Origin of the sequence: Pseudomonas sp. RW407 (genome assembly GCF_003176655.1) — a bacterium.
GTDB classification, from domain to species: domain Bacteria; phylum Pseudomonadota; class Gammaproteobacteria; order Pseudomonadales; family Pseudomonadaceae; genus Pseudomonas; species Pseudomonas delhiensis.
The window spans coordinates 801,575-825,683 of the sequence record NZ_QGSL01000088.1 but is presented as its reverse complement, the minus strand read 5'-3'; the positions used below and the strand labels follow the sequence as shown (position 1 = coordinate 825,683).

Sequence of the window (24,109 nt, the reverse complement as noted above, 5' to 3'; positions counted from 1 at the left end):
TTTAGTTACCACCCAACTTCATGCGTGCCGTCTCGCCACGGGAATAGGGCGAAACGTCGACCGGCTGGCCGTTGTAGCTGACCTGGGCGCCGCGGGCGAAGCCCAGGCGCAGCTCCAGGGGAACCTTGGCGGCAACTTCCATGGAGTCGCCCTTGCGCTTGAGCGCGCTGACCAGGACCTTGCCGTCGGCATCGGTGACCTGGGTCCAGCAGTCGGCGATGAACTGCACCTTGACCACGCCCTGGCCGACCGCAGCGACCACGGGCGCAGCAGCCGGAGCGGCAGGCTCGGCCGGAACCGCCGGGGCAGCCGGCGCGGCAGGAGCAGCGGGCACGGCGGCGGCATTGGCGGCCGGTACGGCAGGAGCCGCCGGCGCTGCCGGTGCGGCCACCTGGGGCGCGGGCTCGGTCGGGCTGGCCGGATTGGCCGGGGCCTCGGCGGCCGGCTCGGGCTCGGCGGCGGCGGTATCGCCGGCCGGCTCGCTCGGCGCGGCGGCCTTGTCCTCGGCGACGGCCTGGTCTTCGGGCTCGTCGAGGCTGTGAACTTCGGTGGTGCCGTCGGCGCTCTCGACCTCGACGTGCTCCAGGTTCAGGCCACTGTTCTCGGCGAGGTTGCGCCCGGCGCGCTCCTGCCACCAGAAGTAGCCGAAGCCCACCAGGATCGCCAGCAGCAGCAGGCTGAACAGGCGCAGCAGGTTGCGCGACAGGCGCATCGGCTCGGCCACCCGGCCGAGGCTCTGCACGTTGCTGCCGGTGGCGTCGGTGCCGGTGTACTGGTCGAAGGCGCTGACCATCTGCGCCTGGTCCATGCCCAGCAGCTTGGCATAGGCGCGCACGTAGCCGCGGGCGAAGGTGTGGCCCGGCAGCTTGTCGAAGTTGCCCAGCTCCAGCTGGCGCAGGGAATTCTCGGTGAGGTTCAGTTGACCGGCCACCTGCGAGGTCGACCAGCCCCGGCTCTCGCGCGCCTGGCGCAAGGCCTCACCCGGATTGGCGCGGGTCGCGCTGGCGACTTCTGGCTGCGACGTCTTCATCATTTCTCTGCCTGGTATGCCTGGTATTCGGGGGATGCGGGATACAGGCGCTTGAGCTGCAGGCCGTAGCTGGCGGCGGTGTCCTTGTCGTCAAAGACCCGCGCCAGCCGCACGCCCAGCAGCAGGCTCTTGGCGTTCTGCTGTCCCTGCTTCAGGTATTCGTTGTAGTAGTCGCGCGCCGGCACGTACTGGCGATCGTCGTAGGACAGCTGCGACATTTCCAGCAAGGCGCTGGGCTGCCGGCGGTTCAGGCGCAGGGCCTTTTCGAAGTACTGCTTGGCCTGCTCGCGCTGCTTCAGCTTGAGGCTGACCAGGCCGAGGTTCTCGAAGACCCGCGAGCGCTCCGGATAGAGGGTGTCGTCGGCGGCCTTCTGGAAGGCGTCGACGGCCTCGTCGTCGCGATTCTGCTCGTACAGGAAGCTGCCGTAGTTGTTCCAGATGCGCGCATCCGAACGCGAGGACAGCGCCTTGCGGTACTCCTGCTCGGCCAGCTTGGGCTCCATCTCCTGCTGGTAGACCAGGGCCAGCGCGGCGTGGGCATCGGCGCTCGAGGAGTCCAGCTCCAGGGCCTGGCGCAGCGGCACCTTGGCCTGCTCGGTATTGCCGTTCTGCAGGTAGCCGATGGCCAGCTGGATGTAGGCGTCGCGGGCCTCTTCACGGCCCTTGGCGGTGCGGAGGGGGTCCTGCTTCCCAGACGTCACGCAACCCGCCAGCAGGCTGGCCAGGAATACGAACAGCGCGGCGCGCAAGGTCATCGGAATCCTCCCTCGAGATCAGTTTCGATTGGCGGGCGCCTTCTCGGCGTCGGCCGACAGCTGGCGCACGGCGATGTAGCGTTCGCTGCGGCGGGTACGGTCCATCACCTGGCCGACCAGTTGGCCGCAGGCGGCGTCGATGTCGTCGCCGCGGGTGGTGCGTACGGTGACGTTGAAGCCGCCCTTGTGCAGCATGTCCTGGAAACGGCGGATCGAGTTGTTGCTCGGCCGCTCGTAGCCGGAATGGGGGAACGGATTAAACGGAATCAGGTTGATCTTGCAAGGAATTTCCTTGAGCAATGCGATCATCTGCTCAGCGTGCTCGGGCTGGTCGTTGACATCCTTGAGCAGGGTGTACTCGACGGTCAGCACGCGTTCCTTGCCCAGGCGGCCGATGTAGCGCTGGCAGGCATCCAGCAGCACCGCCAGGGGGTACTTCTTGTTGATCGGCACCAGCTGGTTGCGCAGCTCGTCGTTGGGCGCGTGCAGCGACAGCGCCAGGGACACGTCGGTGACTTCGCCGAGCTTGTCGATCATCGGCACCACGCCGGAGGTGGACAGGGTCACCTTGCGCTTGGAGATGCCGTAGCCGAAGTCCTCCATCATGATGCTCATGGCGGTGACGACGTTGTCGAAGTTCAGCAGCGGCTCGCCCATGCCCATCATCACCACGTTGGTGATGGCGCGGTCGATCTTGCCGGGCACGGTGCCGAAGGATTTGTTGGCGAGCCACACCTGGCCGATGATCTCGGCGGAGGTCAGGTCGCTGTTGAAGCCCTGCTTGCCGGTGGAGCAGAAGCTGCAGTCCAGGGCGCAGCCGGCCTGGGACGACACGCACAGGGTGCCGCGGCCGTTCTGCGGGATGTACACGGTCTCGACGCAGCTGCCGGACGCCACGCGCACCACCCACTTGCGGGTGCCGTCGCTGGAGATGTCCTGGCTGACCACTTCGGGGCCGCGGATCTCGGCACAGGCCTTGAGCTTTTCGCGCAAGGCCTTGCCGACATTGGTCATGGCGTCGAAATCCTCGGCGCCAAAGTGGTGAATCCATTGCATCACCTGGCCGGCGCGGAAGCGCTTTTCACCGATGGACTCGAAGAATTCCTCGAGCTGGGGCTTGGTCATGCCCAGCAGGTTGGCCTTTGCAGCGGTATCAGTCATGGATTCACCCTCGCCCATTCGCCTGGATCAGCGAATGCGCTCGCACACCTCGGTGCTGGAGAAGAAGTAGGCGATTTCGCGGGCAGCGGAAGCTTCCGAGTCGGAACCGTGAACGGCGTTTTCGTCGATGGAAACGGCGAAATCGGCGCGGATGGTGCCGGCGTCGGCTTTCTTCGGATCGGTGGCGCCCATCAGCTCACGGTTCTTGGCGATGGCGTCTTCGCCTTCCAGAACCTGCAGGACGACCGGGCCGGAGGTCATGAAGGCGACCAGGTCCTTGAAGAAGGGACGCTCTTTGTGCTCGGCGTAGAAGCCACCGGCTTCGCGCTCGGACAGTTGGACCATCTTGGAAGCGACGACGCGCAGACCGGCCTTCTCGAAGCGGGTCAGGATTTCGCCGATGACGTTCTTGGCGACGGCGTCGGGCTTGATGATGGAGAAGGTACGTTGCAGGGCCATTTGGGATAACTCCGAAAAGCAAGGTTGGTAATGCTGAGAAGCCCCTGGGCGGACCCAGGAGCTCCTGTGATTCAGGGTGTGCCGCGCGACGGCTGCAGCCACGGGGCTGGCACGCGCGGAGCCGGCACGCACGCGGCGTTCCGGCGGGCACCGGCAGGTACCGCGGGGAACCTGGCCGATCACCTAAAGATAAAACCCGCGAATTATACGCGGGTTCGGGGAAAAGCATAAGGGCGGCTGCAAGCGGCAGGCTACAGGCTGCAGGCAAGAGCGAAAGCCCTGTAGGAGCGAGCTTGCTCTTCGCCTGCCGCCTGCCGCCTGCCGCCGCTTTCAGTCCGCTTCTTCGATCCAGGCGCCCTGGATGGCTTCCAGGACCTTCTCGCCGCCGCGCGACGGGTCGTCGGAAAACTCCGGCAGGCTGACCACCCAGTTGTGCAGGTCGACGAAGTTGACGTAGCGCGGGTCCACGTCGGGGCGGCTATCGGCCAGCTGGATAGCGATTTCCAGCACATCGGTCCATTTCAGGCTCATGCGCGCACTCCCCTCAATGGCCTTCGGAAACCTGGTTGATGGTGTATTTCGGAATTTCCACCACCAGGTCCTCGTCCGCCACCACCGCCTGGCAGGACAGGCGCGAATCCGGCTCCAGGCCCCAGGCCTTGTCCAGCATGTCGTCTTCCAGCTCGTCGGACGGCTCCATGGAGCCGAAGCCCTCGCGCACGATCACGTGGCAGGTGGTGCAGGCGCAGGACATCTCGCAGGCGTGCTCGATATCGATGCCGTTACGCAGCGCAGCCTTGAGGATGGTCTCGCCGGGCTGGGCCTCGACCACCGCGCCCTCCGGGCAATGCTCGGGGTGGGGCAGAAATACGATCTGCGGCATCTTCGCTTATTCCTCGATTTCGTTGAGCCGGCGACCGGCCAGGGCGGCCTTGACGGAAGCGTCCATCCGTCGCGCGGCGAAGGCGTCGGTCACCTGGGACAGACGCTTGATCTGTTGCTCGATGGCGGCGGTATCGGTACCGGCGGCCAGTTCGCGCAGGGTATCCATGCCGGCCTCGATGGCCAGCCGCTCGTCGGCGTCCAGCAGGCGTTCGCCGTCGGCATCCAGCGCCGAACGCACGGCTTCGAGCAGGCGCTGCGCCTCGACCTGCTGCTCGCGCAGGGCGCGGGCGTTCATATCGTCGCCGGCGTACTGGAAGGAGTCCTGCAGCATGCGGGCGATCTCGCCGTCGGTCAGGCCGTAGGACGGCTTGACCTGGATGCTGGCCTCGACGCCGGAGCTCATCTCGCGGGCGGACACCGCCAGCAGGCCGTCGGCGTCCACCTGGAAGCTGACGCGGATCTTCGCCGCGCCGGCCACCATCGGCGGGATGCCGCGCAGCTCGAAGCGCGCCAGGGAGCGGCAGTCCTTGACCAGTTCACGCTCGCCCTGCAGCACGTGGATCATCATGGCCGTCTGGCCATCCTTGTAGGTGGTGAATTCCTGGGCGCGGGCCACCGGGATGGTGGTGTTGCGCGGGATCACCTTCTCCATCAGCCCACCCATGGTCTCGAGGCCCAGGGACAGCGGGATGACGTCCAGCAGCAGCAGCTCTTCGCCGCGCTTGTTGCCGGCCAGGGCGTCGGCCTGGATGGCGGCGCCGATGGCCACCACCTGGTCGGGGTCGATGTCCACCAGCGGCTCGCGGCCGAACAGCTCGCCCACCGCCTGGCGCACGCGCGGCACGCGGGTGGAGCCGCCGACCATGACCACGGCGCCGATGTCCTCCAGCTCGATGCCGGAATCGCGCACGGCGCGGCGGCAAGCCTTGAGGCTGCGGGCGACGAAGGGTTCGATCAGGGCGTCCAGCTGGCTGCGGTCCAGCTTGCCGCGCCAGTCGCCATAGGCGACCTCGACGCTTTCATTGAGGGTCAGGGCTTCCTTCGCCGCGCAGGCGGCCTGCAGCAACTGGCGCTGGCTGCCCGGGTCGAGGTCGTCGGAGGCGCCGGCCTGCTGGATGATCCAGCCGGCGATGGCATGGTCGAAGTCGTCGCCGCCCAGGGCGCTGTCGCCGCCGGTGGCCAGGACCTCGAAGACGCCACGGGTCAGGCGCAGGATGGAAATGTCGAAGGTACCGCCACCCAGGTCATAGATGGCCACCACGCCTTCGGCGTTCTTGTCCAGGCCGTAGGCGACCGCCGCGGCGGTGGGCTCGTTGAGCAGGCGCAGCACGTGCAGGCCGGCCAGGCGCGCGGCGTCCTTGGTGGCCTGGCGCTGGGCATCGTCGAAATACGCCGGCACCGTGATCACCGCGCCGACCAGCTCGCCGCCCAGGGTGGCTTCGGCGCGCTGGCGCAGGCTGCGGAGGATTTCCGCGGAGACCTCGACCGGGCTCTTCGGGCCCTGCACGGTCTCGATGAAGGGCATGTGCGATTCGCCCTGGGTGAAGCGGTAGGGCAACTGGCCACCGAGCTGCTTCACGTCTTCCAGGCCACGGCCCATCAGGCGCTTGACCGAGATGATGGAGTTCAGCGGATCGGCGGAGGCGCCCCGCTTGACCGACTCGCCGACCTCGACGCGGTCGGCCAGGTAACGCACCGCCGACGGCAGGATCAGGCGCCCCTCGGCATCGGCCAGGGGTGCGGCGACGCCGCTGCGCACGGCGGCGACCAGGGAATTGGTGGTACCCAGGTCAATGCCCACGGCCAGCCGGCGCTGGTGCGGCTGGGGGCTTTGTCCGGGCTCGGCGATCTGCAGTAGGACCATGCGGCTTCTAATCAGGCGTAACGGGCGCGGCGCAGGCCGCGCGGATTAATCGTCGAGTCGCTCTTCGAGCTGGCGCACTTCCTGCGCCAGCTTGTCGAGAAACTGCATGCGGCGTACCAGGCGCTCGGCTTGCGGGCGACGCTCGGCGTCGTCCCAGCAATCGGCGAAGCTGTCCTCCAGCTGCTGCTGAGCCCCTTTCAGGCGGCGCTTGAAGGCGGCCACCCCATCCAGGTCAGCGCTTTCCTGCAAGTCTTCCAGCTCCTCGCGCAGCTGCATCTGCTGCAGGAGGAACTCCGGGTCCTGCACCGTGGCTTCCAGCGGCAGCGCCTGGCCCCGCAGGGACAGCAGGTACAGCGCCCGGCGCGGCGCGCTCTTCAGCGTCTGGTAGGCGTCGTTGAGCTCGGCGGCGCGCTCCAGCGCCACGCGCTGCTCGCGCTCGGTGGCGTCGGCGAAGCGATCCGGGTGGACGCTGCGGACCAGCTCACGGTAACGCTGGCCGAGGGCATCCAGGTCGAGGCGGAAGGCCGGCTGCAGGTCGAAGAGCGCGAAGTGACAAGGACTACCCACGCCGGCCTCAGACGTTGAAGCTTTCGCCGCAGCCGCACTCGCCACGAACGTTCGGGTTGTTGAACTTGAAGCCCTCGTTGAGGCCTTCCTTGGTGAAGTCCAACTCGGTGCCGTCGAGGTAGACCAGGCTCTTCGGGTCGATGATGACCTTCACGCCGTGGCTCTCGTAGACCAGGTCCTCGGGCGCCAGCTCATCGACGAACTCGAGCACGTAGGCCAGGCCGGAACACCCGGTGGTGCGCACGCCAAGACGAATGCCCTCGCCCTTGCCGCGCCCCTCGAGGGAGCGCTGGACATGCTTGGCGGCGGCTTCGGTCATGCTGATGGCCATGGGAACTCCTTACTCAACTGAGCGGTTAGAGCAGACCCTTCTTCTGCTTGTAGTCGCGCACGGCCGCCTTGATGGCGTCCTCGGCGAGCACCGAGCAGTGGATCTTCACCGGCGGCAGGGCCAGCTCTTCGGCGATGGTGGTGTTCTTGATGGACTCGGCCTCGTCCAGGGTCTTGCCCTTCATCCACTCGGTGGCGAGGGAGCTGGAGGCGATGGCCGAACCGCAGCCGTAGGTCTTGAACTTGGCGTCTTCGATCACGCCCTGCTCGTTGACCTTGATCTGCAGGCGCATCACGTCGCCGCAGGCCGGCGCGCCGACCATGCCGGTGCCGACATCGGGATCCTCGGCGTCGAGCTTGCCGACGTTACGGGGGTTTTCGTAGTGGTCGATGACCTTGTCACTGTATGCCATGGCTAATCCTCACTCTATGGGGCGGGTCAGTGGGCCTGCCATTCGACCTTGGACAGGTCGACACCCTCTTTGAACATGTCCCACAGCGGCGAGAGCTCGCGCAGCTTGGAAACGGCTTGCCCCACGATACCGGCGGCGTAATCGACCTCTTCCTCGGTGGTGAAGCGGCCGAAGGTGAAACGGATGGAACTGTGCGCCAGCTCGTCGTTGCGGCCCAGGGCGCGCAGCACGTAGGACGGTTCCAGGGAGGCGGAGGTGCAGGCCGAACCGGAAGAGACCGCGAGGTCCTTCAGGGCCATGATCAGCGACTCGCCTTCGACGTAGTTGAAGCTCAGGTTCAGGTTGTGCGGCACGCGCTGGGTCAGGCTGCCGTTGACGTAGAGTTCTTCCAGGCCTTCGAGCTTGGCGAAGAAGCGGTCACGCAGGGCGCGGATGCGCTCGTTCTCGGCGTGCATCTCTTCCTTGGCGATGCGGAAGGCCTCGCCCATGCCGACGATCTGGTGGGTGGCCAGGGTGCCCGAGCGCATGCCGCGCTCGTGGCCGCCACCGTGCATCTGGGCTTCCAGGCGCACGCGCGGCTTGCGGCGCACGTACAGGGCGCCGATGCCCTTGGGACCGTAGGTCTTGTGGGCGGAGAAGGACATCAGGTCGACCTTCAGCTTGTCCAGGTCGATGTCGACCTTGCCGGTGGACTGCGCGGCGTCGACATGGAACAGGATGCCGCGGGAGCGGGTCAGCTCGCCGATGGCGGCGATGTCGTTGATGGTGCCGATCTCGTTGTTCACGTGCATGATCGAGACCAGGATGGTGTCGTCACGCAGCGCCGCCTCGACCATGGCCGGGGTGATCAGGCCTTCCTCGGTGGGGTCGAGGTAGGTCACTTCGAAGCCTTCGCGCTCCAGCTGGCGGGTGGTGTCCAGCACCGCCTTGTGCTCGATCTTCGAGGTGACGATGTGCTTGCCCTTGCTGCCGTAGAAGTGCGCCACGCCCTTGATGGCGAGGTTGTCGGACTCGGTGGCGCCGGAGGTCCAGACGATCTCGCGGGGGTCGGCATTGACCAGTTCGGCGACCTGGCGGCGGGCATTCTCCACGGCTTCCTCGGCCTTCCAGCCGAACACGTGGGAGCGCGAGGCGGGGTTGCCGAAGTTGCCGTCCACCAGCAGGCAGTCAGCCATCTTCTGAGCGACGCGCGGGTCCACCGGGGTGGTGGCGGAGTAGTCGAGGTAGATCGGCAATTTCATCAGGTAACTCCTACAGGCTGGCGCGCGCTCAATCGATGGCGGACGCTTCAATCTTATCGAGGCTCGGCCGTTTGCCGGTGCCTCCGCAACGACGCTCATCCTGCCGCTGCGCGACTTCCTGGACTTCGCGGCGCTCGACCAGGTCGGCGAGGCTGATGCCGCTGAGGAATTCGTGGATCTGCTGGCTGAGGTCGCACCAAAGGTGGTGGGTCAGGCAGGTGTCGCCAGAGTGGCAATCCCCCTGCCCCTGGCAGCGCGTGGCGTCGACCGATTCGTTGACCGCATCGATCACCTGGGCGACGTGGATACCGGCCATGTCGCGGGACAGCTGGTAGCCGCCGCCGGGACCGCGCACGCTGGTCACCAGGTTGCCACGGCGCAACTTGGCGAACAGCTGTTCAAGGTAGGACAGGGATATGCCCTGGCGCTCGGAAATGTCCGCCAGGGAAACCGGACCACGCTGGGCATGCAACGCCAGGTCGAGCATGGCGGTTACGGCATAGCGGCCTTTGGTGGTCAGACGCATGGAACATTCCCGAATGGATCACTGGACTGGCGAAAGGATGCCATTTCCGAGTATTTGAGTCAACTATAAGACCTATCAAATTACTCGGGATTAGCCAGCGAAGGGCGGCATAATGTAGCAGAAAATCGTTAGCGGCGCATCAATGCGCCGCCTTGCCCTCTTCGTCCTTGACGCCGGCGAAGTCCTCTTCACGCAGCTCGGGCAGCTTTTTCGCACAATAGTCGCTACCCAGGGCCGTCAGCGCCTGGCACATGCCCTCCAGCCGGCCGTCGACCGCCTGCAGGTGGTCGAGCAACTGGCCGATGGCGCGCGCCACCGGGTCGGGCATGTCCTGGCTGACGCCGTAGGCGTCGAAGCCGAGCTTCTCGGCCATAGCCTGGCGCTTGGCCAGCTGCTCGGCGTCGTCCTTCATGATGATGCGCCCCGGGATGCCGACCACGGTGGCGCCCGGCGGCACTTCCTTGGTGACCACGGCGTTGGAGCCCACTTTCGCCCCGGCGCCGACGGTGAACGGACCGAGCACCTTGGCGCCGGCGCCTACCACCACGCCATCGGCCAGGGTCGGGTGGCGTTTGCCCTTGTTCCAGCTGGTGCCGCCGAGGGTCACGCCCTGGTAGAGGGTCACGTCGTCACCGATCTCGGCGGTCTCGCCGATCACGATGCCCATGCCGTGGTCGATGAAGAAGCGCCGGCCGATCCTGGCGCCCGGGTGGATCTCGATGCCGGTCATCCAGCGGCCGAAGTTGGATACCAGGCGCGCCAGCCACTTCCAGCCGGAGGTCCACAGCAGGTGCGCCAGGCGGTGCAGCCACACGGCGTGCAGGCCCGGGTAGCAGGTGAGTACCTCGAAGGCATTGCGCGCTGCCGGGTCGCGATGGAATACGCTCTGGATATCTTCGCGCACACGCTCAAACATCATCGTCACTCCGCTTGCAGGCCGCGCCCTGCGCGGCCTTCTGTGTTTCGGTGAGGATACCCCGGAGGATATTCATCTCCAGCTTGCTGACCCCGGCGCGGCCGTACAGGCGGCGCAGGCGCGACATCAGGTGCCGCGGCTTCTGCGGGTCGAGGAAGCCGATATCCACGAGGGTCGATTCCAGGTGCGAATAGAAGCGCTCCAGCTCGTCGGCGGTGACCGGCAGGCTGTTGAGCATGGCCGTGGTCTCCAGCTTCTCCTGCTTGGTCGGCTGGCCTTCGGCGGCCAGCCAGGCCATGCGCACTTCGTAGGCGAGCACCTGGACCGCCGTAGCCAGGTTCAGCGAGCTGAACTCGGGGTTGGCGGGAATGTGCACGTGGAACTGACATCGCTGCAATTCTTCGTTGGTCAGGCCCGCGTACTCGCGGCCGAACACCAGGGCCACCTCGCCGCCCTGCTGGGCGTGCTGCAGGCTGGTGGTGGCGCACTCGCGGGGGTCGAGCAACGGCCAGGGGATGCGCCGGTCACGGGCGCTGGTGCCGAGCACCAGACTGCAGCCAACCAGGGCGTCCTCCAGGGTCGGCACCACCTGGGCGGCGTCGAGGATGTCGGTCGCCCCGGAGGCGCGGGCCACCGCCTCGCCGCTGGGGAAGTCCATGGGGTCGACCAGCACCAGGCGCGACAGGCCCATGTTCTTCATGGCCCGGGCGGTACCGCCGATATTGCCGGGATGACTGGTGTTGACCAGCACCACGCGAATTCTGTCGAGCAACCGGAGCTCTCCACACAAGCAGATACGAAAAGGAACGGAATCCTACCGCAGCGCTCGGTCTTGCGCCACGCAAGCGACAGGCCGCCCTATGAGCGCCACGGTTTTCTGGTACAATGTTCGGCTTTCTTTAACATCATCCAGGTGACCTCTCCATGCAGCCCATGCTGAACATCGCCCTGCGCGCGGCCCGCAGCGCCGGTGAACTGATCTTCCGCTCCATCGAACGCCTGGACACCCTCTCGGTCAACGAAAAAGACGCCAAGGACTACGTCACCGAAGTCGATCGCGCCGCCGAGCTCAGCATCGTCACCGCCCTGCGCAAGGCCTACCCGAACCACGGCATCATGGGCGAGGAAGGCGGCTACCTCGAGGGCAGCGGCGAAGGCGCCGACTACCTGTGGATCATCGACCCGCTGGATGGCACCACCAACTTCATCCACGGCGTCCCGCACTTCGCCGTCAGCATCGCCTGCAAGTACAAGGGCCGCCTGGAGCACGCCGTGGTCCTCGACCCGGTGCGCCAGGAAGAATTCACCGCCAGCCGCGGCCGCGGCGCCGCGCTGAACGGCCGCCGCCTGCGGGTGAGCAACCGCAAGAGCCTGGAAGGCGCCCTGCTGGGCACCGGCTTCCCGTTCCGCGACAGCCAGCTGGACAACCTCGACGCCTACCTGGGCATGTTCCGCAGCCTGGTCGGCCAGACCGCCGGCATCCGCCGCGCCGGCGCCGCCAGCCTGGACCTGGCCTACGTCGCGGCCGGCCGCTTCGACGCCTTCTGGGAGTTCGGCCTGTCCGAGTGGGACATGGCCGCGGGCGCCCTGCTGGTGCAGGAAGCCGGCGGCCTGGTGAGCGATTTCACCGGCAGCCACGAGTTCCTCGAGAAAGGCCACATCGTCGCCGGCAACACCAAGTGCTTCAAGGCGCTGCTGACCAGCATCCAGCCGCACCTGCCGCCGTCGCTCAAGCGCTGAGCGCGGATGGAATGAAAAAGCCCGGCCTTGTGTCGGGCTTTTTGTTGGGTGATGGGGACGTCGGAGCCGCTGGCGAGCCCGATCGCGGACGGAGTCCGCTCCTACGCCATTCCCATGCTGGACGCGCCCTGGGCGCGAATCGCGGGCAGGGCCCGCTCCTACAGTTCGCCGTGAGGCACGGTATCCCCCTGTAGGAGCGGACTTTGTCCGCGATAGCCGGCGGTTCCGGCGCGTTTCGCGGATAAGATCCTACGCCACCCCACCGCACCATTCCCCTGTAGGAGCGCGCCCTGCGCGCGAAATCGCGGGCAGGGCCTGCTCCTACAACCCATCGGGAAGCACGGTGTTCCACTGTAGGAGCGGACCTTGTCCGCGATAGCCGGAGGTGTCGGCGCGATTCGCGGATGAGATCCGCTCCTACGCTGCGGGTGAGCACGGCTCGCTCCTACCTGCCGGAAACGAAGAAGGCGCCCCGCGGGGCGCCTTCTCATGCTTCGATGCTTACTGCTGGCTGAGGATCAGCCGACCGCTCTTGTCCACCGGGATCTGGCTGCCCGGATCACGATCCATGCGCACCTGGCCGGCCTTGCCGTCGAGCATGTACTTGACGTCGTAGCCCACCACTTTCTCGCTGGTGTCGTTCACGGTGCTGCAGCGGGTTTCGGTGGTGGTGTAGGTGTCACGCTCCTGCATGCCTTCCTGCACCTTGTTGCCGGCGTAGCCGCCGCCGACCGCACCGGCCACGGTGGCGATCTTCTTGCCATTGCCGCCGCCAATCTGGTTGCCCAGCAGGCCGCCGGCGATGGCGCCGATGGCGGTGCCGACGATCTGGTGCTGGTCCTTGACCGGGCGCTGGTGGGTGACCGCCACGTCCTTGCACACCTGGCGCGGGGTCTTGATGGTTTCCTTGACCGGCTGGACGGCGACGACCTCGGCATATTCCGGGCCGCGGTCCACCAGGCTGTACGTGGCCACCGCTCCACCTGCCGTAACGCCGACTGCGCCCAACACGGTACCGATGAGCAACGACTTGTTCACATAGACCTCCTGGCTTTCCTTTCATACGGGCACTTGCCCTTGTCCTTGCCTTGGAGCAGGGAATCCTTAAGAAAGTTCCGACATTCCTTGGCGATGCGCCACCCGATACCGACGCACGGCCGCATCGCGCACAAAGAAAAACTCCCGCCGAAGCGGGAGTTTCCAGGGAGCGCGGGACAGACTCAGGGGCGGTCGTCGACTTCCTTGGCCTGCGGCGGGATCAGGTCCTCGGCCGACAGCTTCAGCCAGATCAGCACCACATCGGCGATGTAGATCGACGAGTAGGTACCGGCCAGCACGCCGACGAACAGGGCGATGGAGAAGCCGAACAGGTTGTCGCCGGCGAAGAACAGCAGCGCGGCGATGGCCAGCAGGGTGGAGATCGAGGTCGCCATGGTCCGCAGCAGGGTCTGGCTGGTCGAGATGTTGATGTTCTCGATCAGGCTGGCCTTGCGCAGCACGCGGAAGTTCTCGCGCACCCGGTCGAAGATCACGATGGTGTCGTTCAGCGAGTAGCCCACCACCGCCAGCACCGCGGCGAGCACGGTGAGGTCGAAGGTGATCTGGAAGAACGACAGCACGCCCATCACGATGATGGCGTCGTGGATCAGCGAGAGGATGGCGCCCAGGGCGAACTTCCACTGGAAGCGGAAGCCGACGTAGATGAGGATGCCGCCCAGGGCCAGGAGCATGCCCAGGCCGCCCTGGTCGCGCAGCTCCTCGCCGACCTGCGGGCCGACGTATTCCACGCGCTTGAGGCTGGCCGGGTTGCTGGTGTCGGCCGCCTGCAGCGCCGCGGCGACCTTCTTGCCCAGCTCCGGGTCCTCGCTGGGCATGCGCACCAGCACGTCCTTGGTGTCGCCGAAGCTCTGCACCACGGCCTCGGCGTAGCCGGCCTTGACCAGCTCGTCGCGGACCTTGCCCAGGTCCGCCGGCTGCTGGTAGTTCAGCTCGATGAGCGTACCGCCGGTGAAGTCCAGGCCGAAGTTGATGCCCTTGGTGATCCAGCTGCCGAGGGCGATCAGGGTGAGGACCAGGGTAGCGGCGAACGCGATGTTGCGCACGCCCATGAAGTTGATGGTACCGATCTTGATATTCATCTCATGATCCCCCTTAGATCCACAGCTTCTTGAAGTCACGCCCGCCGAAGATCAGGTTGACCATTGCGCGGGTGACCATGATGGCCGTGAACATCGAGGTGAGAATACCGAGCGACATGGTCACGGCGAAGCCCTTCACCGGGCCGGTGCCCATGGCGTAGAGGATGCCGCCGACCAGCAGCGAGGTCAGGTTGGCGTCGACGATGGCGGTGAAGGCGCGGTTGAAGCCTTCGTGGATGGCGCGCTGCACCGACATGCCGCCGGCCAGTTCCTCGCGTATCCGCGAGAAGATCAGCACGTTGGCGTCCACCGCCATGCCCATGGTCAGCACGATACCGGCGATGCCCGGCAGCGTCAGGGTCGCGCCGAGGATCGACATCAGCGCCACCAGCAGGACCATGTTGAAGCCCAGGGCGACGGTGGCGATCAAGCCGAAGAAGCGGTAGATGACGATGATGAACAGCGACACGAACACCATGCCCCACAGGGAAGCGTCGATGCCCTTGGCGATGTTGTCGGCGCCCAGGCTCGGGCCGATGGTGCGCTCCTCGGCGAAGTACATCGGCGCGGCCAGGCCGCCGGCGCGCAGCAGCAGGGCCAGTTCCGAGGATTCGCCCGGGCCGTCGAGGCCGGTGATGCGGAACTGGTTGCCCAGGGCCGACTGGATGGTCGCCAGGCTGATGATCTTCTTCTCTTCCTTGAAGGCCGGGACGGCGACTTCCTGCTCGACGCCGTCGACCACCTGCTTGGCGTAGCGGGTGATCGGCTTCTGCTCGATGAACACCACCGCCATGCTGCGGCCGACGTTGTTGCGGGTGGCGCGGTTCATCAGTTCGCCGCCGTGGCCGTCGAGGCGGATGTTCACCTGCGGGCGGCCGTTCTCGTCGAAGCTGGCGCTGGCGTCGGTGACCTGGTCACCGGTGATGATCACGCTGCGCTCCAGGGCCGCCGGCGGGCGGCGCGGCTCGCGGAACTCGAAGGTCTCGGTGGCCGACTTGATGGCGTCGGGCTCGGCGGCCAGGCGGAACTCCAGGTTGGCGGTCTTGCCGAGGATGCGCTTGGCTTCGGCGGTGTCCTGCACGCCCGGCAGTTCGACCACGATGCGGTTGGCGCCCTGGCGCTGCACCAGCGGCTCGGACACGCCCAGCTCGTTGACGCGGTTGCGCACGGTGGTGAGGTTCTGCTTGATCGAGTATTCGCGGATCTCGGCGAGCTTGGCCGCGGTCATGGCCAGGCGCAGCACCTGCATGTCGTTGCGCTGGTCCTGGGTCACCTCGAAGTCGCGGTAGTCCTTGGCGATCAGCGCCTTGGCCTTGTCCAGCGACTCCTCGTCGGTGAAGCCCAGCTGGATGGCGCGGTCCTGCACCGGCAGGCTGCGGTAACGCAGGCGCTCCTTGCGCAGGGCGCTCTTGATCTCGCTCTCGTAGACGTTCAGGCGGGCGTCCACGGCCTTGTCCATGTCCACTTCGAGGAGGAAGTGCACACCACCGGACAGGTCCAGGCCCAGCTTCATCGGATGGGCGGCGATGTTGCGCAGCCAGTTCGGGGTGGTCTGCGCCAGGTTCAGCGCGACCACGTAGTCGTCGCCCAGGGCGCGACGCACGATGTCCTTGGCGGGAAGCTGGTCTTCCTGCTTGGCCAGGCGGATCAGGCCGCTGTTCTTGCCGAGGCTGCCCGCCTTGACGGCGATGCCCGCGTCGGTCAGCGCCTTGCTGGCCTTGTCGATGTCGGCCTGGGTGATCTGCAGCGCGCTGCTGGCGCCGCTGACCTGCACGGCCGGATCGTCCGGGTAGAGGTTGGGTGCGGAATAGATGAAGCCGACGGCAAGCACCGCCAGGATCAGCAGGTATTTCCACAGGGGATATTTGTTGAGCATTGATACCGCCCGTTATGACGCGGGGCGCTTCATGCGCCCCGTCTATTGGTTTTCTGTTGCCTGGACTCAGATGGCCTTGAGCGTGCCTTTGGGCAGGGTCGCGGCGATGGCGCCCTTCTGGAACTTCAGCTCGACGTTGTCGGCGACCTCGACGACCACGAAGTCGTCGGCGACTTTCAGCACCTTGCCGGCGATACCCGCGGAAGTGACGACTTCGTCACCTTTCTGCAGGTTGGACAGGAGGTTCTTGTGCTCCTTGGTGCGCTTGGCCTGCGGACGCCAGATCATCAGGTAGAAGATGACCAGGAAGCCGACCAGGAAGACCCACTCAAAACCAGTGCCCATCGGGCCTGCGGCGGCCGCGGGAGCAGCGGCGTCGGCGTAGGCGGCGGGAATCAGAAAGCTCATCGGATACTCCTGTCTCTATATTCTTTTGGAAAATCGGGATCAATCGCCCAACGGCGGCGTCGGAAGGCCGCGTTTGGCATAGAAGGCGTCGACAAAGGCGGCCAATGTACCCTGTTGGATTGCCTCGCGCAAACCAGCCATAAGCCGCTGATAATGCCGCAAGTTATGGATGGTATTGAGCATGCTGCCGAGCATTTCCCCACACTTGTCCAGGTGGTAGAGGTAGGCGCGGGAGAAGTGCTTGCAGGTGTAGCAGTCGCAGGTCGGGTCCAGCGGCGATTCGTCGTGCTTGTGCACGGCGTTGCGGATCTTGATCACCCCGGTGTCGACGAACAGATGGCCGTTGCGCGCGTTGCGCGTGGGCATCACGCAGTCGAACATGTCTACGCCGCGGCGCACACCTTCCACGAGGTCCTCGGGTTTGCCCACCCCCATCAGGTAACGGGGTTTGTCGGCCGGCATGCGTGGCGGCAGGAAGTCCAGCACGCGGATCATCTCTTCCTTCGGCTCGCCCACCGACAGGCCGCCGATGGCCAGGCCGTCGAAGCCGATTTCCTGCAGGCCTTCCAGCGAGCGCATGCGCAGCTCTTCATGCATGCCGCCCTGGACGATGCCGAACAGCGCCGAGGGGCTTTCGCCATGGGCGACCTTCGAGCGCTTCGCCCAGCGCAGCGACAGCTCCATGGAGCGCTTGGCCACGTCGAACTCGGCCGGGTACGGGGTGCACTCGTCGAAGATCATCACGATGTCCGAACCCAGCGCGCGCTGCACCGCCATGGACTCCTCGGGGCCCATGAAGACCTTGGCGCCGTCCACCGGCGAGGCGAAGTACACGCCCTCTTCCTTGATCTTGCGCAGGGCGCCCAGGCTGAACACCTGGAAGCCGCCGGAATCGGTGAGGATCGGCCCCTGCCACTGCATGAAGTCGTGCAGGTCGCCGTGCTTGCGGATCACCTCGGTGCCCGGGCGCAGCCACAGGTGGAAGGTGTTGCCGAGGATGATCTGCGCGCCAATGCCCTCGATGTCCCGCGGCAGCATGCCCTTGACCGTGCCGTAGGTGCCCACCGGCATGAACGCCGGGGTCTCGACCACCCCACGGGGGAAGCTCAGGCGGCCGCGCCGGGCCTTGCCGTCGGTGGCCAGCAGTTCGAACTTCATGAAACTCATGGGATCAGTCCTCGGGCCCGCGCGGCGCGGGGTTGCGGGTGATGAACATGGCATCGCCGTAGCTGAAGAAGCGGTACTCGTGCGCCACCGCCGCGGCATAGGCGGCCATGGTCTGCGGGTAGCCGGCGAAGGCCGAGACCAGCATCAGCAGGGTCGACTCGGGCAGGTGGAAGTTGGTCACCAGGGCATCGACCACATGGAAGGGTCGGCCCGGGTAGAGGAAGATGTCGGTGTCGCCGCTGAAAGGCTTGAGCTGGCCGCCGCGGGCCGCGCTCTCCAGCGAACGCACGCTGGTGGTGCCGACGGCGATCACCCGGCCGCCACGGGCACGGCAGGCGGCCACGGCATCGACCACGTCCTGGCCGACCTCCAGCCACTCGCTGTGCATGTGGTGGTCTTCGATTTTCTCCACGCGCACCGGCTGGAAGGTGCCGGCGCCCACGTGCAGGGTGACGAAGGCGGTGTCCACGCCCTTCTCGCGGATAGCCGCCAGCAGCCCTTCATCGAAGTGCAGCCCGGCGGTGGGCGCGGCCACGGCGCCGGCACGCTCGGCGTAGACGGTCTGGTAGCGCTCGCGGTCGGCGTCCTCGTCGGGGCGATCGATATAGGGCGGCAGCGGCATGTGCCCCACCCGCTCCAGCAACGGCAGCACGTCCTCGGCGAAGCCCAGCTCGAACAGCGCGTCGTGCCGCTGCAGCATCTGCGCCTCGGCGCCACCGTCGATGAGGATCTTCGAACCCGGCTTGGGCGACTTGCTCGAGCGCACGTGGGCCAGCACGCGGCGGCTGTCCAGCACGCGCTCGACGAGGATCTCCAGCTTGCCGCCGGACGCCTTCTGGCCGAACAGCCGCGCGGGGATCACCCGGGTGTTGTTGAACACCATCAGGTCGCCCGGCCGCAGGTATTCCAGCAGGTCGGTGAAATGACGGTGACTGAGCGCGCCCGTCGGTCCGTCCAGCACCAGCAGGCGGCTGGCGCGACGTTCGGCGAGCGGATGGCGGGCGATCAGGGCCTCGGGCAGATCGAAATGGAAGTCGGCGACGCGCATGGGGGTATATCTCGAAGGGCCGGCTATATTACTGGAATTGCACTGGCATCGCCATGCAAGTGGATTGACCGGTACCGAGGGCCTCCCTATACTGCCGCGCCATTGCCTCGGTGGCGGAATGGTAGACGCGGCGGATTCAAAATCCGTTTCTGGCGACAGAGTGAGAGTTCGAGTCTCTCCCGGGGCACCACTAAGAGCCTGCGAAATCTTGATTTTGCAGGCTTTTGCGTTTCTGGCGGCGTGAAACACGGCGACCAGTAGCGCCGCGCCTTCCCCCTCCTTCCGCGGGAAGCTGATCGCCCAGATCGGCCTCTTCACGTACCGACATCCGAGCCCCGCTCGAAAGCCTGCGCCACCCGCTGCCTCTCCATACAACAGAATTGTTTTATAACCACAAAAATGTGGTAAGTTGACTTCGTCCAATCAACAGAGACGAGGTGATGAAGTTCAGTGAATTCAGGCGTTGGTTGAAAGCCCAGGGCGTGACTTTCGAAGCCGGCAAGGGCAGCCACTTCAAGATCACGGCACCCAACGGGAGGACGACGACCTTTGCGGACCACGGCGCCAGGGAAATGCCGGAGCCGACCCGCAAGGCGATCATCAAGCAACTGGGGCTCTAAGGGCGCCACCTGAACTGGACATCGTCACCCATTGAGAGGGGACAGCCATGTACGACTATCCAATCCGTTTCGAGCAGGACGACAGCGCCCCGGGCATCGCCGTGTTCTGCCGTGACCTGCCGGAGCTGAACAGCTTCGGCGACGACCGGGACCACGCGATCCGCGAGGCCCTGGATGCAATCGAAACCACGCTGTCGCTGTACGTGGACGAGCGCCGTGCCATTCCGGCCGCCTCCGCGCCGGAGGCCGGCGAGCACGTGGTGCACTTGCCCGCGGTTACCGTGGCGAAGATCGCGCTGTGGAACGAGATGATGCAGCGCGGCATGCGCAAGGCCGACCTGTGCCGGCTGCTGGGCGTGGCCCAGACCCAGGGCGACCGCCTCGTGGACTTCCTGCACACCTCGAAGATGGATCAGCTGGAGCTCGCCCTGGGCGCGCTCGGCAAGCGTCTCAGCATCACCGTGGAAGCGGCGTGAACAGCTACTTGCGGAGCCATTTGGCGCCGGAGTGCTCGGGCCCCCAGTAGTACTTGCCGTCCTTGTGCATCAACCAGTCGTTGCAGAACTCGCGGAAGTGATGGGGCTCGGAGAAGGGGTCGCTGGCCAGGCGTTGCCGCTCGGCCTTGCGGAAGGAGCGGTGCCAGGTCTGTTTATCGAAACGTTCGCTGGCCGCGGTGGTGATGCCGCAGATGGGCGTCTTGCGTCGGCTTCTGCTCATGGCGGATGTCCTGCAGGTGGAGCCCATCAGCCGATGGCTCGCCCTGCGGAGCAGAGCCGCACAGGTTAATGCTGGAGGCCAGAAACGAAAAGCCTCGGCGCTACGTGCTTGTATCAGGCTGCTTCGGGTAGCTTGCCGCGCAAGCTGGCGATGAATTCCGAAAGCCATGAATAGCTGGTTTCCGGTTACCGGCAGAGCGCGCCGGCAGCCTTTCCGACTGGCTCCCGCATCCGTGATTCCGTACCATTCGCCTCCTTTTTCCGCCTTGCCCCGCGACCGCCCACACCGGTCCAACTTCAGGAACGCCATGAAACCCGCCCGTCTGCGTGCCGACATCCTGGCCGGCCTCACCACGTCCTTCGCCCTGGTGCCCGAGTGCATCGCCTTCGCCCTGGTGGCGCACCTCAACCCGCTGATGGGCCTGTACGGCGCTTTCTTCATCTGCACCCTCACCGCGCTGTTCGGCGGCCGGCCGGGCATGGTGTCCGGTGCGGCCGGCTCCATGGCGGTGGTGATAGTGGCGCTGGTGGTGCAGCACGGCGTGCAGTACCTGCTGGCCACGGTGCTGCTCGGCGGGCTGGTGATGATCGCCTTCGGCCTGCTGCGCCTGGGCAAGCTGGTGCGCATGGTGCCGCACCCGGTGATGCTGGGCTTCGTTAACGGCCTGGCGATCATCATCGCCCTGGCCCAGCTGGAGCACTTCAAGAGTGGCGGGGCCTGGCTCGGCGGGGCGCCGCTGTACCTGATGCTGGGCCTGGTGGCGCTGACCATGGCCATCGTCTACCTACTGCCGAAGCTGACCCGCGCGGTGCCGCCGGCGCTGGTGGCGATCCTCGGCGTCGGCCTGCTGGTGTACCTGCTCGGGCTGCCCACGCGCACCCTCGGCGACATGGCGCACATCGCCGGCGGCCTGCCCGCCTTCGCCCTGCCGCAGGTGCCGTGGAACCTGGAGACGCTGCGGATCATCGCGCCCTACGCCATCCTCATAGCGCTGGTCGGCCTGCTGGAAACCCTGCTGACGCTCAACCTCACCGACGAGATCACCCAGAGCCGCGGCTACCCGGACCGCGAGTGCGTGGCCCTGGGCGCGGCCAACATGGTCTCCGGGGCGTTCGGCGGCATGGGCGGCTGCGCCATGATCGGCCAGACCGTGATCAACCTGGGCTCCGGCGGCCGCGGCCGGCTGTCCGGGGTGGTCGCCGGGGTGATGATCCTGCTCTTCGTGCTGTTCCTCTCCCCGCTGATCGAGCGCATCCCGCTGGCGGCGCTGGTGGGGGTGATGTTCGTGGTCGCCCAGCAGACCTTCGCCTGGGCCTCGTTGCGGGTGCTGGGCAAGGTGCCGGCGAGCGACGTGCTGGTGATCGCCGTGGTGACCGTCATCACCGTCTTCACCGACCTGGCCACCGCCGTACTCTGCGGCATAGTCGTGGCCGCCCTGGACTTCGCCTGGAAGCACGCCCGCGAGCTGTACGCCGACAGCCACCTGGAAGCCGACGGCAGCAAGCTCTACCGCATCCACGGCACGCTGTTCTTCGCCTCCACCACGCCCTTCCTGGAGCAGTTCGACACGGCCGGCGACCCGCCGCAGGTCACCCTGGACTGCCGCCACCTGAGCTTCGTCGACTACTCGGCCATCGCTGCGCTGAAGACCCTGCGCGAACGCTACGCCAGGGCCGGCAAGCACCTGCGCGTGGTGCACCTGTCCGAGCGCTGCAGGCAGTTGTTCAAGCGTGCCGGGGTGCAGCACGGCTGATTCGGACGTTCTTCCGAAAACGACCGGCCGCGCTGGTACGCCGGGAACCCTGTGGAATAATGCCGCCCCTTTTCTGACTAGGAGGTCCACATGGTCACTCACTTCCTGATTGGCACCAGCCAGGCCGCTTGCGGGCGCAGCGACCCGAACGTGGCGGGCTCGCAGGTCGCCGCGCAGGTCAGCTGCAAGGCCTGCCGCCGCACCAACGCCTTCACCCAGGCGCAGGACGCCGCGGGTGCCGCCGCAGCCGTCGCGAAGCCCGCCCCGGCTGCGGCGCCGAAGAGCCGGCAGTCCGCCCGCGCAGCGGCACAGCCCGCCAGCGGCGCCGCCTGGCAAACCTGGCAGGCCCGCCTGAGCGCCCTCTCCGGCAAGGCCCGCCTACCCCGCGGCAAGCGCCGCGCCCAGGCCTACGTCTGATCGCGCATGTGCTGGCGACGGCGCCCCCTGCGGGCGCCGTCGTTCGACGGAAGCCAGCCGGCGTCCGCTAGGCGCCCGGGCGGGCACGGCGCTCCAGCTCGGCGACGAACTCCGCCAGCGGCATCGGCCGGCCGAACAGGTAGCCCTGCAGGCAGGGCACGCCGCGGGCCGCCAGGTAGTCGCGCTGCGCCGGCGTCTCGATGCCTTCGGCGATGACCTGCAGGTCCAGGCGGCCACAGAGGTCGAGAATGCTGTCGAGGATATGCCGGGAACGGCTGTCGTCGTCGACGGTGGCGACGAAGCTCTTGTCGATCTTCAGCGCGTCCACGTGGAAGCGGCGCAGGTAGGCGAGGCTGGAATGGCCGGTGCCGAAGTCGTCTATCGCCAGGTTCACCCCCAGCTCGCGCAGGTGCCCGAGCAGTTCGTCGGTGTGCGCATCGCTGCCGATCAGTTCACGCTCGGTCAGCTCCAGCATCAGTGTCACCGAGCCCACCGGAAAGGCGCCGAGGAAATCCAGGCAATCGCCGAACAGGCTGCCGCTGCGCAGGTTTACGGCGCTGACGTTGACGCCGAGGTGGAAGCCCTCGCCCAGCAGCTGCGAATGCTTCGGCAGCACGGCCGCCAGCTGCTGCAGCAGGGAACGGGTCATGGGCACGATCAGGCCGCTCTGCTCCGCCAGGGGGATGAAGATGTCCGGGCTGACCAGCCCCGCGCGCGGGTGGCGCCAGCGCATCAGCACCTCGGCGCCGATCCAGCGGCCGCCGGTGGCCTCCACCAGCGGCTGGAGGAAGGGCACGAACTCGCCGGCATACATCGCCCGCTCGATCTCGCGGGTGGGCGTCGCCGCGCGCCCCAGCAACCAGTAGCAGCCAATGCCGAACAGCCCGCCGAGCACCGCCAGCATGGCGAACAGCGGCCAGTAGTCGATCCCCATGATCCGCCACTGGGCGCCGGCCGGAAAGCCGCCGACCACCCGGTAGGGAAAGCGCGTCGAGGCCTGCCGCGTCTCGGCCAGGGGGAAGGCGTCGGGCGTGCCCTCGTGCACCTCGCCCGCCTCGTCCATCCAGCGCGGGCCGACCTGGATCACCAGGTCGCTGCGCTGGTCCACCAGTTGCAGCACGTTGCTCAGGTAGCGCCCGTCCACTGCCGCCAGCACGCCATCGCGGCCCTCGGCCAGGCGGTACACGATCAGCGCGAAGTCCGGCGTCACCGCATTGCCGGGCAGCAGGTTGAGGCGCCCGTCGACGAAAGCGGCGACGTCCACCGGCTCGTCGAAAGCGCCGAACAGCGAGGTGCAGAACACCCTGTCGTCCCGCACCAGGTTGACCGAGCGCACGAAGGGTACGGTGGCGACCTGTTCGCGCAGTACCAGCTCGGCCGCGGAGCAGGGCCCTGCGGCGTAAGCGAGTGTGGCCCGCGCCGAGCCGGCGGCATTGGCGAGCATCACGTCGATCAGGTGCAGCGCCTCGCTGGCGGCGTGCCCCGCCTCGCGCCGGAGGCCGACCTGGGTCTGCCAATAGATGATCACGCCGCCCAGCAGCAGCGGCAGCAGGGCGACCAGCAGGGAAATGCACAGGCGCCAGAGCAGGCGCCGGACTTTGCTCGATCCAGGCATCCGTGTCATCCCCGGCGCCGCCGCTGTCATCGGGCTCGGCGAGCAGCCTGAGCGGGCACCTGAAACCAGCGTAGATCATTCCGCCTGCGGCACCCTGGCCTCGGTGGCGATCCGCCAAAGGTCGTATAATCCCCGCCTCGTCCCTGCCCCGAGCGCCGAACGACGCCATGCCCAAAGCCCGACTCCAGCCGGAGGGGAATTTCCCCCCCGCGCCCCTGCTGCGCCGCTTCGCGGCCATGTTCTACGACTTCCTGCTGTGCGTGGCCCTGCTGATGGTGGTCACCCTGCTCTACCAGCAGGTGCTGCTGCGCCTGCTGCTGGGCGGCGAGAAGCTCCGGCAGCTCGCCGACCAGGGCGGGCTGGTCGGCGACCCGCTGCTGTCCAGCCTGCTGTTCGTCAGCCTGTTCGCCTTCTTCGCCAAGTTCTGGACGCACAAGGGCCAGACCCTCGGCATGCAGGTCTG

At 66.7% G+C, this 24,109-nt stretch carries 28 protein-coding genes and 1 tRNA gene; 7 read left to right on the top strand and 22 right to left on the bottom strand.

Features of this window, described 5'->3' with window-relative positions; genetic code table 11:
• Position 1: 1 nt before the first annotated feature.
• From DK254_RS10315 to trmJ, 14 genes are all read right to left on the bottom strand, one after another.
• A complete protein-coding gene (locus DK254_RS10315; protein WP_109933693.1) occupies positions 2-1,033 on the bottom strand; it encodes a RodZ family helix-turn-helix domain-containing protein in 1,032 nt (343 codons plus the stop codon).
• Entirely contained in the window at positions 1,030-1,785 is a 756-nt protein-coding gene (pilW, locus tag DK254_RS10310) for a type IV pilus biogenesis/stability protein PilW (protein WP_109933692.1), read from the bottom strand. Before pilW ends, DK254_RS10315 begins: the two co-directional genes overlap by 4 nt.
• 18 nt (positions 1,786-1,803) lie before the next feature.
• Positions 1,804-2,946, bottom strand: a complete 1,143-nt coding sequence (gene rlmN / locus DK254_RS10305) for a 23S rRNA (adenine(2503)-C(2))-methyltransferase RlmN (protein ID WP_089389833.1) — start codon at positions 2,944-2,946, stop codon at positions 1,804-1,806.
• A 27-nt stretch (positions 2,947-2,973) separates the two neighbouring features.
• A complete protein-coding gene (ndk, locus tag DK254_RS10300; RefSeq protein WP_009616170.1) occupies positions 2,974-3,405 on the bottom strand; it encodes a nucleoside-diphosphate kinase in 432 nt (143 codons plus the stop codon).
• Between the two features lie 330 nt (positions 3,406-3,735).
• Positions 3,736-3,936, bottom strand: a complete 201-nt coding sequence (gene iscX / locus DK254_RS10295) for a Fe-S cluster assembly protein IscX (protein WP_109933691.1) — start codon at positions 3,934-3,936, stop codon at positions 3,736-3,738.
• A gap of 13 nt (positions 3,937-3,949) precedes the next feature.
• A complete protein-coding gene (gene fdx, locus DK254_RS10290) occupies positions 3,950-4,288 on the bottom strand; it encodes an ISC system 2Fe-2S type ferredoxin (RefSeq protein WP_089389507.1) in 339 nt (112 codons plus the stop codon).
• 6 nt (positions 4,289-4,294) lie between these two features.
• The gene (hscA, locus tag DK254_RS10285; protein WP_109933690.1) at positions 4,295-6,154 is read right to left on the bottom strand and encodes a Fe-S protein assembly chaperone HscA; all 1,860 of its coding nucleotides are present in this window, start codon (positions 6,152-6,154) and stop codon (positions 4,295-4,297) included.
• A 45-nt stretch (positions 6,155-6,199) separates the two neighbouring features.
• Entirely contained in the window at positions 6,200-6,721 is a 522-nt protein-coding gene (gene hscB / locus DK254_RS10280; protein ID WP_109933689.1) for a co-chaperone HscB, read from the bottom strand.
• Positions 6,722-6,728: 7 nt separating this feature from the next.
• On the bottom strand, positions 6,729-7,052 hold the full coding sequence (gene iscA, locus DK254_RS10275) for an iron-sulfur cluster assembly protein IscA (protein ID WP_009616165.1): 324 nt from the start codon (positions 7,050-7,052) through the stop codon (positions 6,729-6,731).
• Between the two features lie 25 nt (positions 7,053-7,077).
• On the bottom strand, positions 7,078-7,464 hold the full coding sequence (gene iscU, locus DK254_RS10270; RefSeq protein ID WP_009616164.1) for a Fe-S cluster assembly scaffold IscU: 387 nt from the start codon (positions 7,462-7,464) through the stop codon (positions 7,078-7,080).
• Between the two features lie 26 nt (positions 7,465-7,490).
• Positions 7,491-8,705: an IscS subfamily cysteine desulfurase gene (locus DK254_RS10265; RefSeq protein ID WP_009616163.1), complete on the bottom strand. Its 1,215-nt coding sequence runs from the start codon at positions 8,703-8,705 to the stop codon at positions 7,491-7,493.
• Between the two features lie 28 nt (positions 8,706-8,733).
• A complete protein-coding gene (iscR, locus tag DK254_RS10260) occupies positions 8,734-9,231 on the bottom strand; it encodes a Fe-S cluster assembly transcriptional regulator IscR (RefSeq protein ID WP_009616162.1) in 498 nt (165 codons plus the stop codon).
• Positions 9,232-9,370: 139 nt separating this feature from the next.
• A complete protein-coding gene (cysE, locus tag DK254_RS10255) occupies positions 9,371-10,147 on the bottom strand; it encodes a serine O-acetyltransferase (protein WP_109933688.1) in 777 nt (258 codons plus the stop codon).
• Complete coding sequence (gene trmJ, locus DK254_RS10250; protein WP_109933687.1) at positions 10,140-10,919, bottom strand: tRNA (cytosine(32)/uridine(32)-2'-O)-methyltransferase TrmJ; 780 nt, start codon at positions 10,917-10,919, stop codon at positions 10,140-10,142. The genes cysE and trmJ overlap by 8 nt, the downstream gene beginning before the upstream one ends.
• A 152-nt stretch (positions 10,920-11,071) precedes the next feature.
• Here trmJ and suhB point away from each other — a divergent pair, with 152 nt between their 5' ends.
• Entirely contained in the window at positions 11,072-11,887 is an 816-nt protein-coding gene (gene suhB / locus DK254_RS10245) for an inositol-phosphate phosphatase (RefSeq protein WP_089389513.1), read from the top strand.
• A gap of 501 nt (positions 11,888-12,388) precedes the next feature.
• Here suhB and DK254_RS10240 read toward each other — a convergent pair.
• The 6 genes from DK254_RS10240 to queA all read right to left on the bottom strand — a co-directional run bounded on the left by DK254_RS10240 (position 12,389) and on the right by queA (position 18,524).
• Positions 12,389-12,925, bottom strand: a complete 537-nt coding sequence (locus DK254_RS10240; RefSeq protein WP_009616158.1) for a glycine zipper 2TM domain-containing protein — start codon at positions 12,923-12,925, stop codon at positions 12,389-12,391.
• 182 nt (positions 12,926-13,107) lie between these two features.
• The gene (gene secF, locus DK254_RS10235; protein ID WP_089389514.1) at positions 13,108-14,025 is read right to left on the bottom strand and encodes a protein translocase subunit SecF; all 918 of its coding nucleotides are present in this window, start codon (positions 14,023-14,025) and stop codon (positions 13,108-13,110) included.
• 13 nt (positions 14,026-14,038) lie between these two features.
• Positions 14,039-15,901, bottom strand: a complete 1,863-nt coding sequence (gene secD, locus DK254_RS10230; RefSeq protein ID WP_109933686.1) for a protein translocase subunit SecD — start codon at positions 15,899-15,901, stop codon at positions 14,039-14,041.
• Between the two features lie 66 nt (positions 15,902-15,967).
• On the bottom strand, positions 15,968-16,309 hold the full coding sequence (gene yajC / locus DK254_RS10225) for a preprotein translocase subunit YajC (protein ID WP_109933685.1): 342 nt from the start codon (positions 16,307-16,309) through the stop codon (positions 15,968-15,970).
• Positions 16,310-16,348: 39 nt separating this feature from the next.
• Positions 16,349-17,467: a tRNA guanosine(34) transglycosylase Tgt gene (tgt, locus tag DK254_RS10220; RefSeq protein ID WP_109933977.1), complete on the bottom strand. Its 1,119-nt coding sequence runs from the start codon at positions 17,465-17,467 to the stop codon at positions 16,349-16,351.
• A 13-nt stretch (positions 17,468-17,480) separates the two neighbouring features.
• A complete protein-coding gene (gene queA, locus DK254_RS10215) occupies positions 17,481-18,524 on the bottom strand; it encodes a tRNA preQ1(34) S-adenosylmethionine ribosyltransferase-isomerase QueA (RefSeq protein ID WP_109933684.1) in 1,044 nt (347 codons plus the stop codon).
• Between the two features lie 104 nt (positions 18,525-18,628).
• Here queA and DK254_RS10210 point away from each other — a divergent pair.
• The 3 genes from DK254_RS10210 (at position 18,629) to DK254_RS10200 (ending at position 19,620) form a co-directional block, all read left to right on the top strand.
• A tRNA-Leu gene (locus DK254_RS10210) sits at positions 18,629-18,714 on the top strand.
• A gap of 250 nt (positions 18,715-18,964) precedes the next feature.
• Positions 18,965-19,144, top strand: coding sequence for a type II toxin-antitoxin system HicA family toxin (locus DK254_RS10205; protein ID WP_109933683.1), 180 nt, complete (start codon positions 18,965-18,967; stop codon positions 19,142-19,144).
• A 47-nt stretch (positions 19,145-19,191) separates the two neighbouring features.
• Entirely contained in the window at positions 19,192-19,620 is a 429-nt protein-coding gene (locus DK254_RS10200; RefSeq protein ID WP_109933682.1) for a type II toxin-antitoxin system HicB family antitoxin, read from the top strand.
• Positions 19,621-19,624: 4 nt separating this feature from the next.
• Here DK254_RS10200 and DK254_RS10195 read toward each other — a convergent pair whose 3' ends face one another.
• Positions 19,625-19,861 carry a hypothetical protein gene (locus tag DK254_RS10195; RefSeq protein ID WP_109933681.1) on the bottom strand — a complete coding sequence of 79 codons (237 nt, stop codon included), beginning with the start codon at positions 19,859-19,861 and terminating at the stop codon, positions 19,625-19,627.
• Between the two features lie 307 nt (positions 19,862-20,168).
• Between DK254_RS10195 and DK254_RS10190 the strand changes: the two genes are divergently transcribed.
• On the top strand, positions 20,169-21,614 hold the full coding sequence (locus tag DK254_RS10190) for a SulP family inorganic anion transporter (RefSeq protein WP_109933680.1): 1,446 nt from the start codon (positions 20,169-20,171) through the stop codon (positions 21,612-21,614).
• Between the two features lie 90 nt (positions 21,615-21,704).
• Positions 21,705-22,031, top strand: a complete 327-nt coding sequence (locus tag DK254_RS10185) for a hypothetical protein (protein ID WP_109933679.1) — start codon at positions 21,705-21,707, stop codon at positions 22,029-22,031.
• A gap of 67 nt (positions 22,032-22,098) precedes the next feature.
• Here the strand turns inward: DK254_RS10185 and DK254_RS10180 are convergent, their stop codons facing one another.
• On the bottom strand, positions 22,099-23,646 hold the full coding sequence (locus tag DK254_RS10180) for a cyclic diguanylate phosphodiesterase (RefSeq protein ID WP_109933678.1): 1,548 nt from the start codon (positions 23,644-23,646) through the stop codon (positions 22,099-22,101).
• A 167-nt stretch (positions 23,647-23,813) separates the two neighbouring features.
• On the opposite strand from DK254_RS10180, the gene DK254_RS10175 reads away from it, so the two are divergent.
• The coding region (locus DK254_RS10175) for an RDD family protein (protein WP_146219593.1) at positions 23,814-24,109 on the top strand (296 nt) is incomplete at its 3' end.

Bases quoted from the DNA above. Each gene is read 5' to 3' on its own strand.
- DK254_RS10315 (WP_109933693.1), bottom strand. From the start codon at position 1,033: ATGATGAAGACGTCGCAGCCAGAAGTCGCCAGCGCGACCCGCGCCAAT.
- pilW (WP_109933692.1), bottom strand. From the start codon at position 1,785: ATGACCTTGCGCGCCGCGCTGTTCGTATTCCTGGCCAGCCTGCTGGCG.
- rlmN (WP_089389833.1), bottom strand. From the start codon at position 2,946: ATGACTGATACCGCTGCAAAGGCCAACCTGCTGGGCATGACCAAGCCC.
- ndk (WP_009616170.1), bottom strand. From the start codon at position 3,405: ATGGCCCTGCAACGTACCTTCTCCATCATCAAGCCCGACGCCGTCGCC.
- iscX (WP_109933691.1), bottom strand. From the start codon at position 3,936: ATGAGCCTGAAATGGACCGATGTGCTGGAAATCGCTATCCAGCTGGCC.
- fdx (WP_089389507.1), bottom strand. From the start codon at position 4,288: ATGCCGCAGATCGTATTTCTGCCCCACCCCGAGCATTGCCCGGAGGGC.
- hscA (WP_109933690.1), bottom strand. From the start codon at position 6,154: ATGGTCCTACTGCAGATCGCCGAGCCCGGACAAAGCCCCCAGCCGCAC.
- iscA (WP_009616165.1), bottom strand. From the start codon at position 7,052: ATGGCCATCAGCATGACCGAAGCCGCCGCCAAGCATGTCCAGCGCTCC.
- iscU (WP_009616164.1), bottom strand. From the start codon at position 7,464: ATGGCATACAGTGACAAGGTCATCGACCACTACGAAAACCCCCGTAAC.
- DK254_RS10265 (WP_009616163.1), bottom strand. From the start codon at position 8,705: ATGAAATTGCCGATCTACCTCGACTACTCCGCCACCACCCCGGTGGAC.
- iscR (WP_009616162.1), bottom strand. From the start codon at position 9,231: ATGCGTCTGACCACCAAAGGCCGCTATGCCGTAACCGCCATGCTCGAC.
- cysE (WP_109933688.1), bottom strand. From the start codon at position 10,147: ATGTTTGAGCGTGTGCGCGAAGATATCCAGAGCGTATTCCATCGCGAC.
- suhB (WP_089389513.1), top strand. From the start codon at position 11,072: ATGCAGCCCATGCTGAACATCGCCCTGCGCGCGGCCCGCAGCGCCGGT.
- secF (WP_089389514.1), bottom strand. From the start codon at position 14,025: ATGAATATCAAGATCGGTACCATCAACTTCATGGGCGTGCGCAACATC.
- secD (WP_109933686.1), bottom strand. From the start codon at position 15,901: ATGCTCAACAAATATCCCCTGTGGAAATACCTGCTGATCCTGGCGGTG.
- yajC (WP_109933685.1), bottom strand. From the start codon at position 16,309: ATGAGCTTTCTGATTCCCGCCGCCTACGCCGACGCCGCTGCTCCCGCG.
- tgt (WP_109933977.1), bottom strand. From the start codon at position 17,467: ATGAAGTTCGAACTGCTGGCCACCGACGGCAAGGCCCGGCGCGGCCGC.
- queA (WP_109933684.1), bottom strand. From the start codon at position 18,524: ATGCGCGTCGCCGACTTCCATTTCGATCTGCCCGAGGCCCTGATCGCC.
- DK254_RS10205 (WP_109933683.1), top strand. From the start codon at position 18,965: ATGAAGTTCAGTGAATTCAGGCGTTGGTTGAAAGCCCAGGGCGTGACT.
- DK254_RS10200 (WP_109933682.1), top strand. From the start codon at position 19,192: ATGTACGACTATCCAATCCGTTTCGAGCAGGACGACAGCGCCCCGGGC.
- DK254_RS10195 (WP_109933681.1), bottom strand. From the start codon at position 19,861: ATGAGCAGAAGCCGACGCAAGACGCCCATCTGCGGCATCACCACCGCG.
- DK254_RS10190 (WP_109933680.1), top strand. From the start codon at position 20,169: ATGAAACCCGCCCGTCTGCGTGCCGACATCCTGGCCGGCCTCACCACG.
- DK254_RS10185 (WP_109933679.1), top strand. From the start codon at position 21,705: ATGGTCACTCACTTCCTGATTGGCACCAGCCAGGCCGCTTGCGGGCGC.
- DK254_RS10180 (WP_109933678.1), bottom strand. From the start codon at position 23,646: ATGCCTGGATCGAGCAAAGTCCGGCGCCTGCTCTGGCGCCTGTGCATT.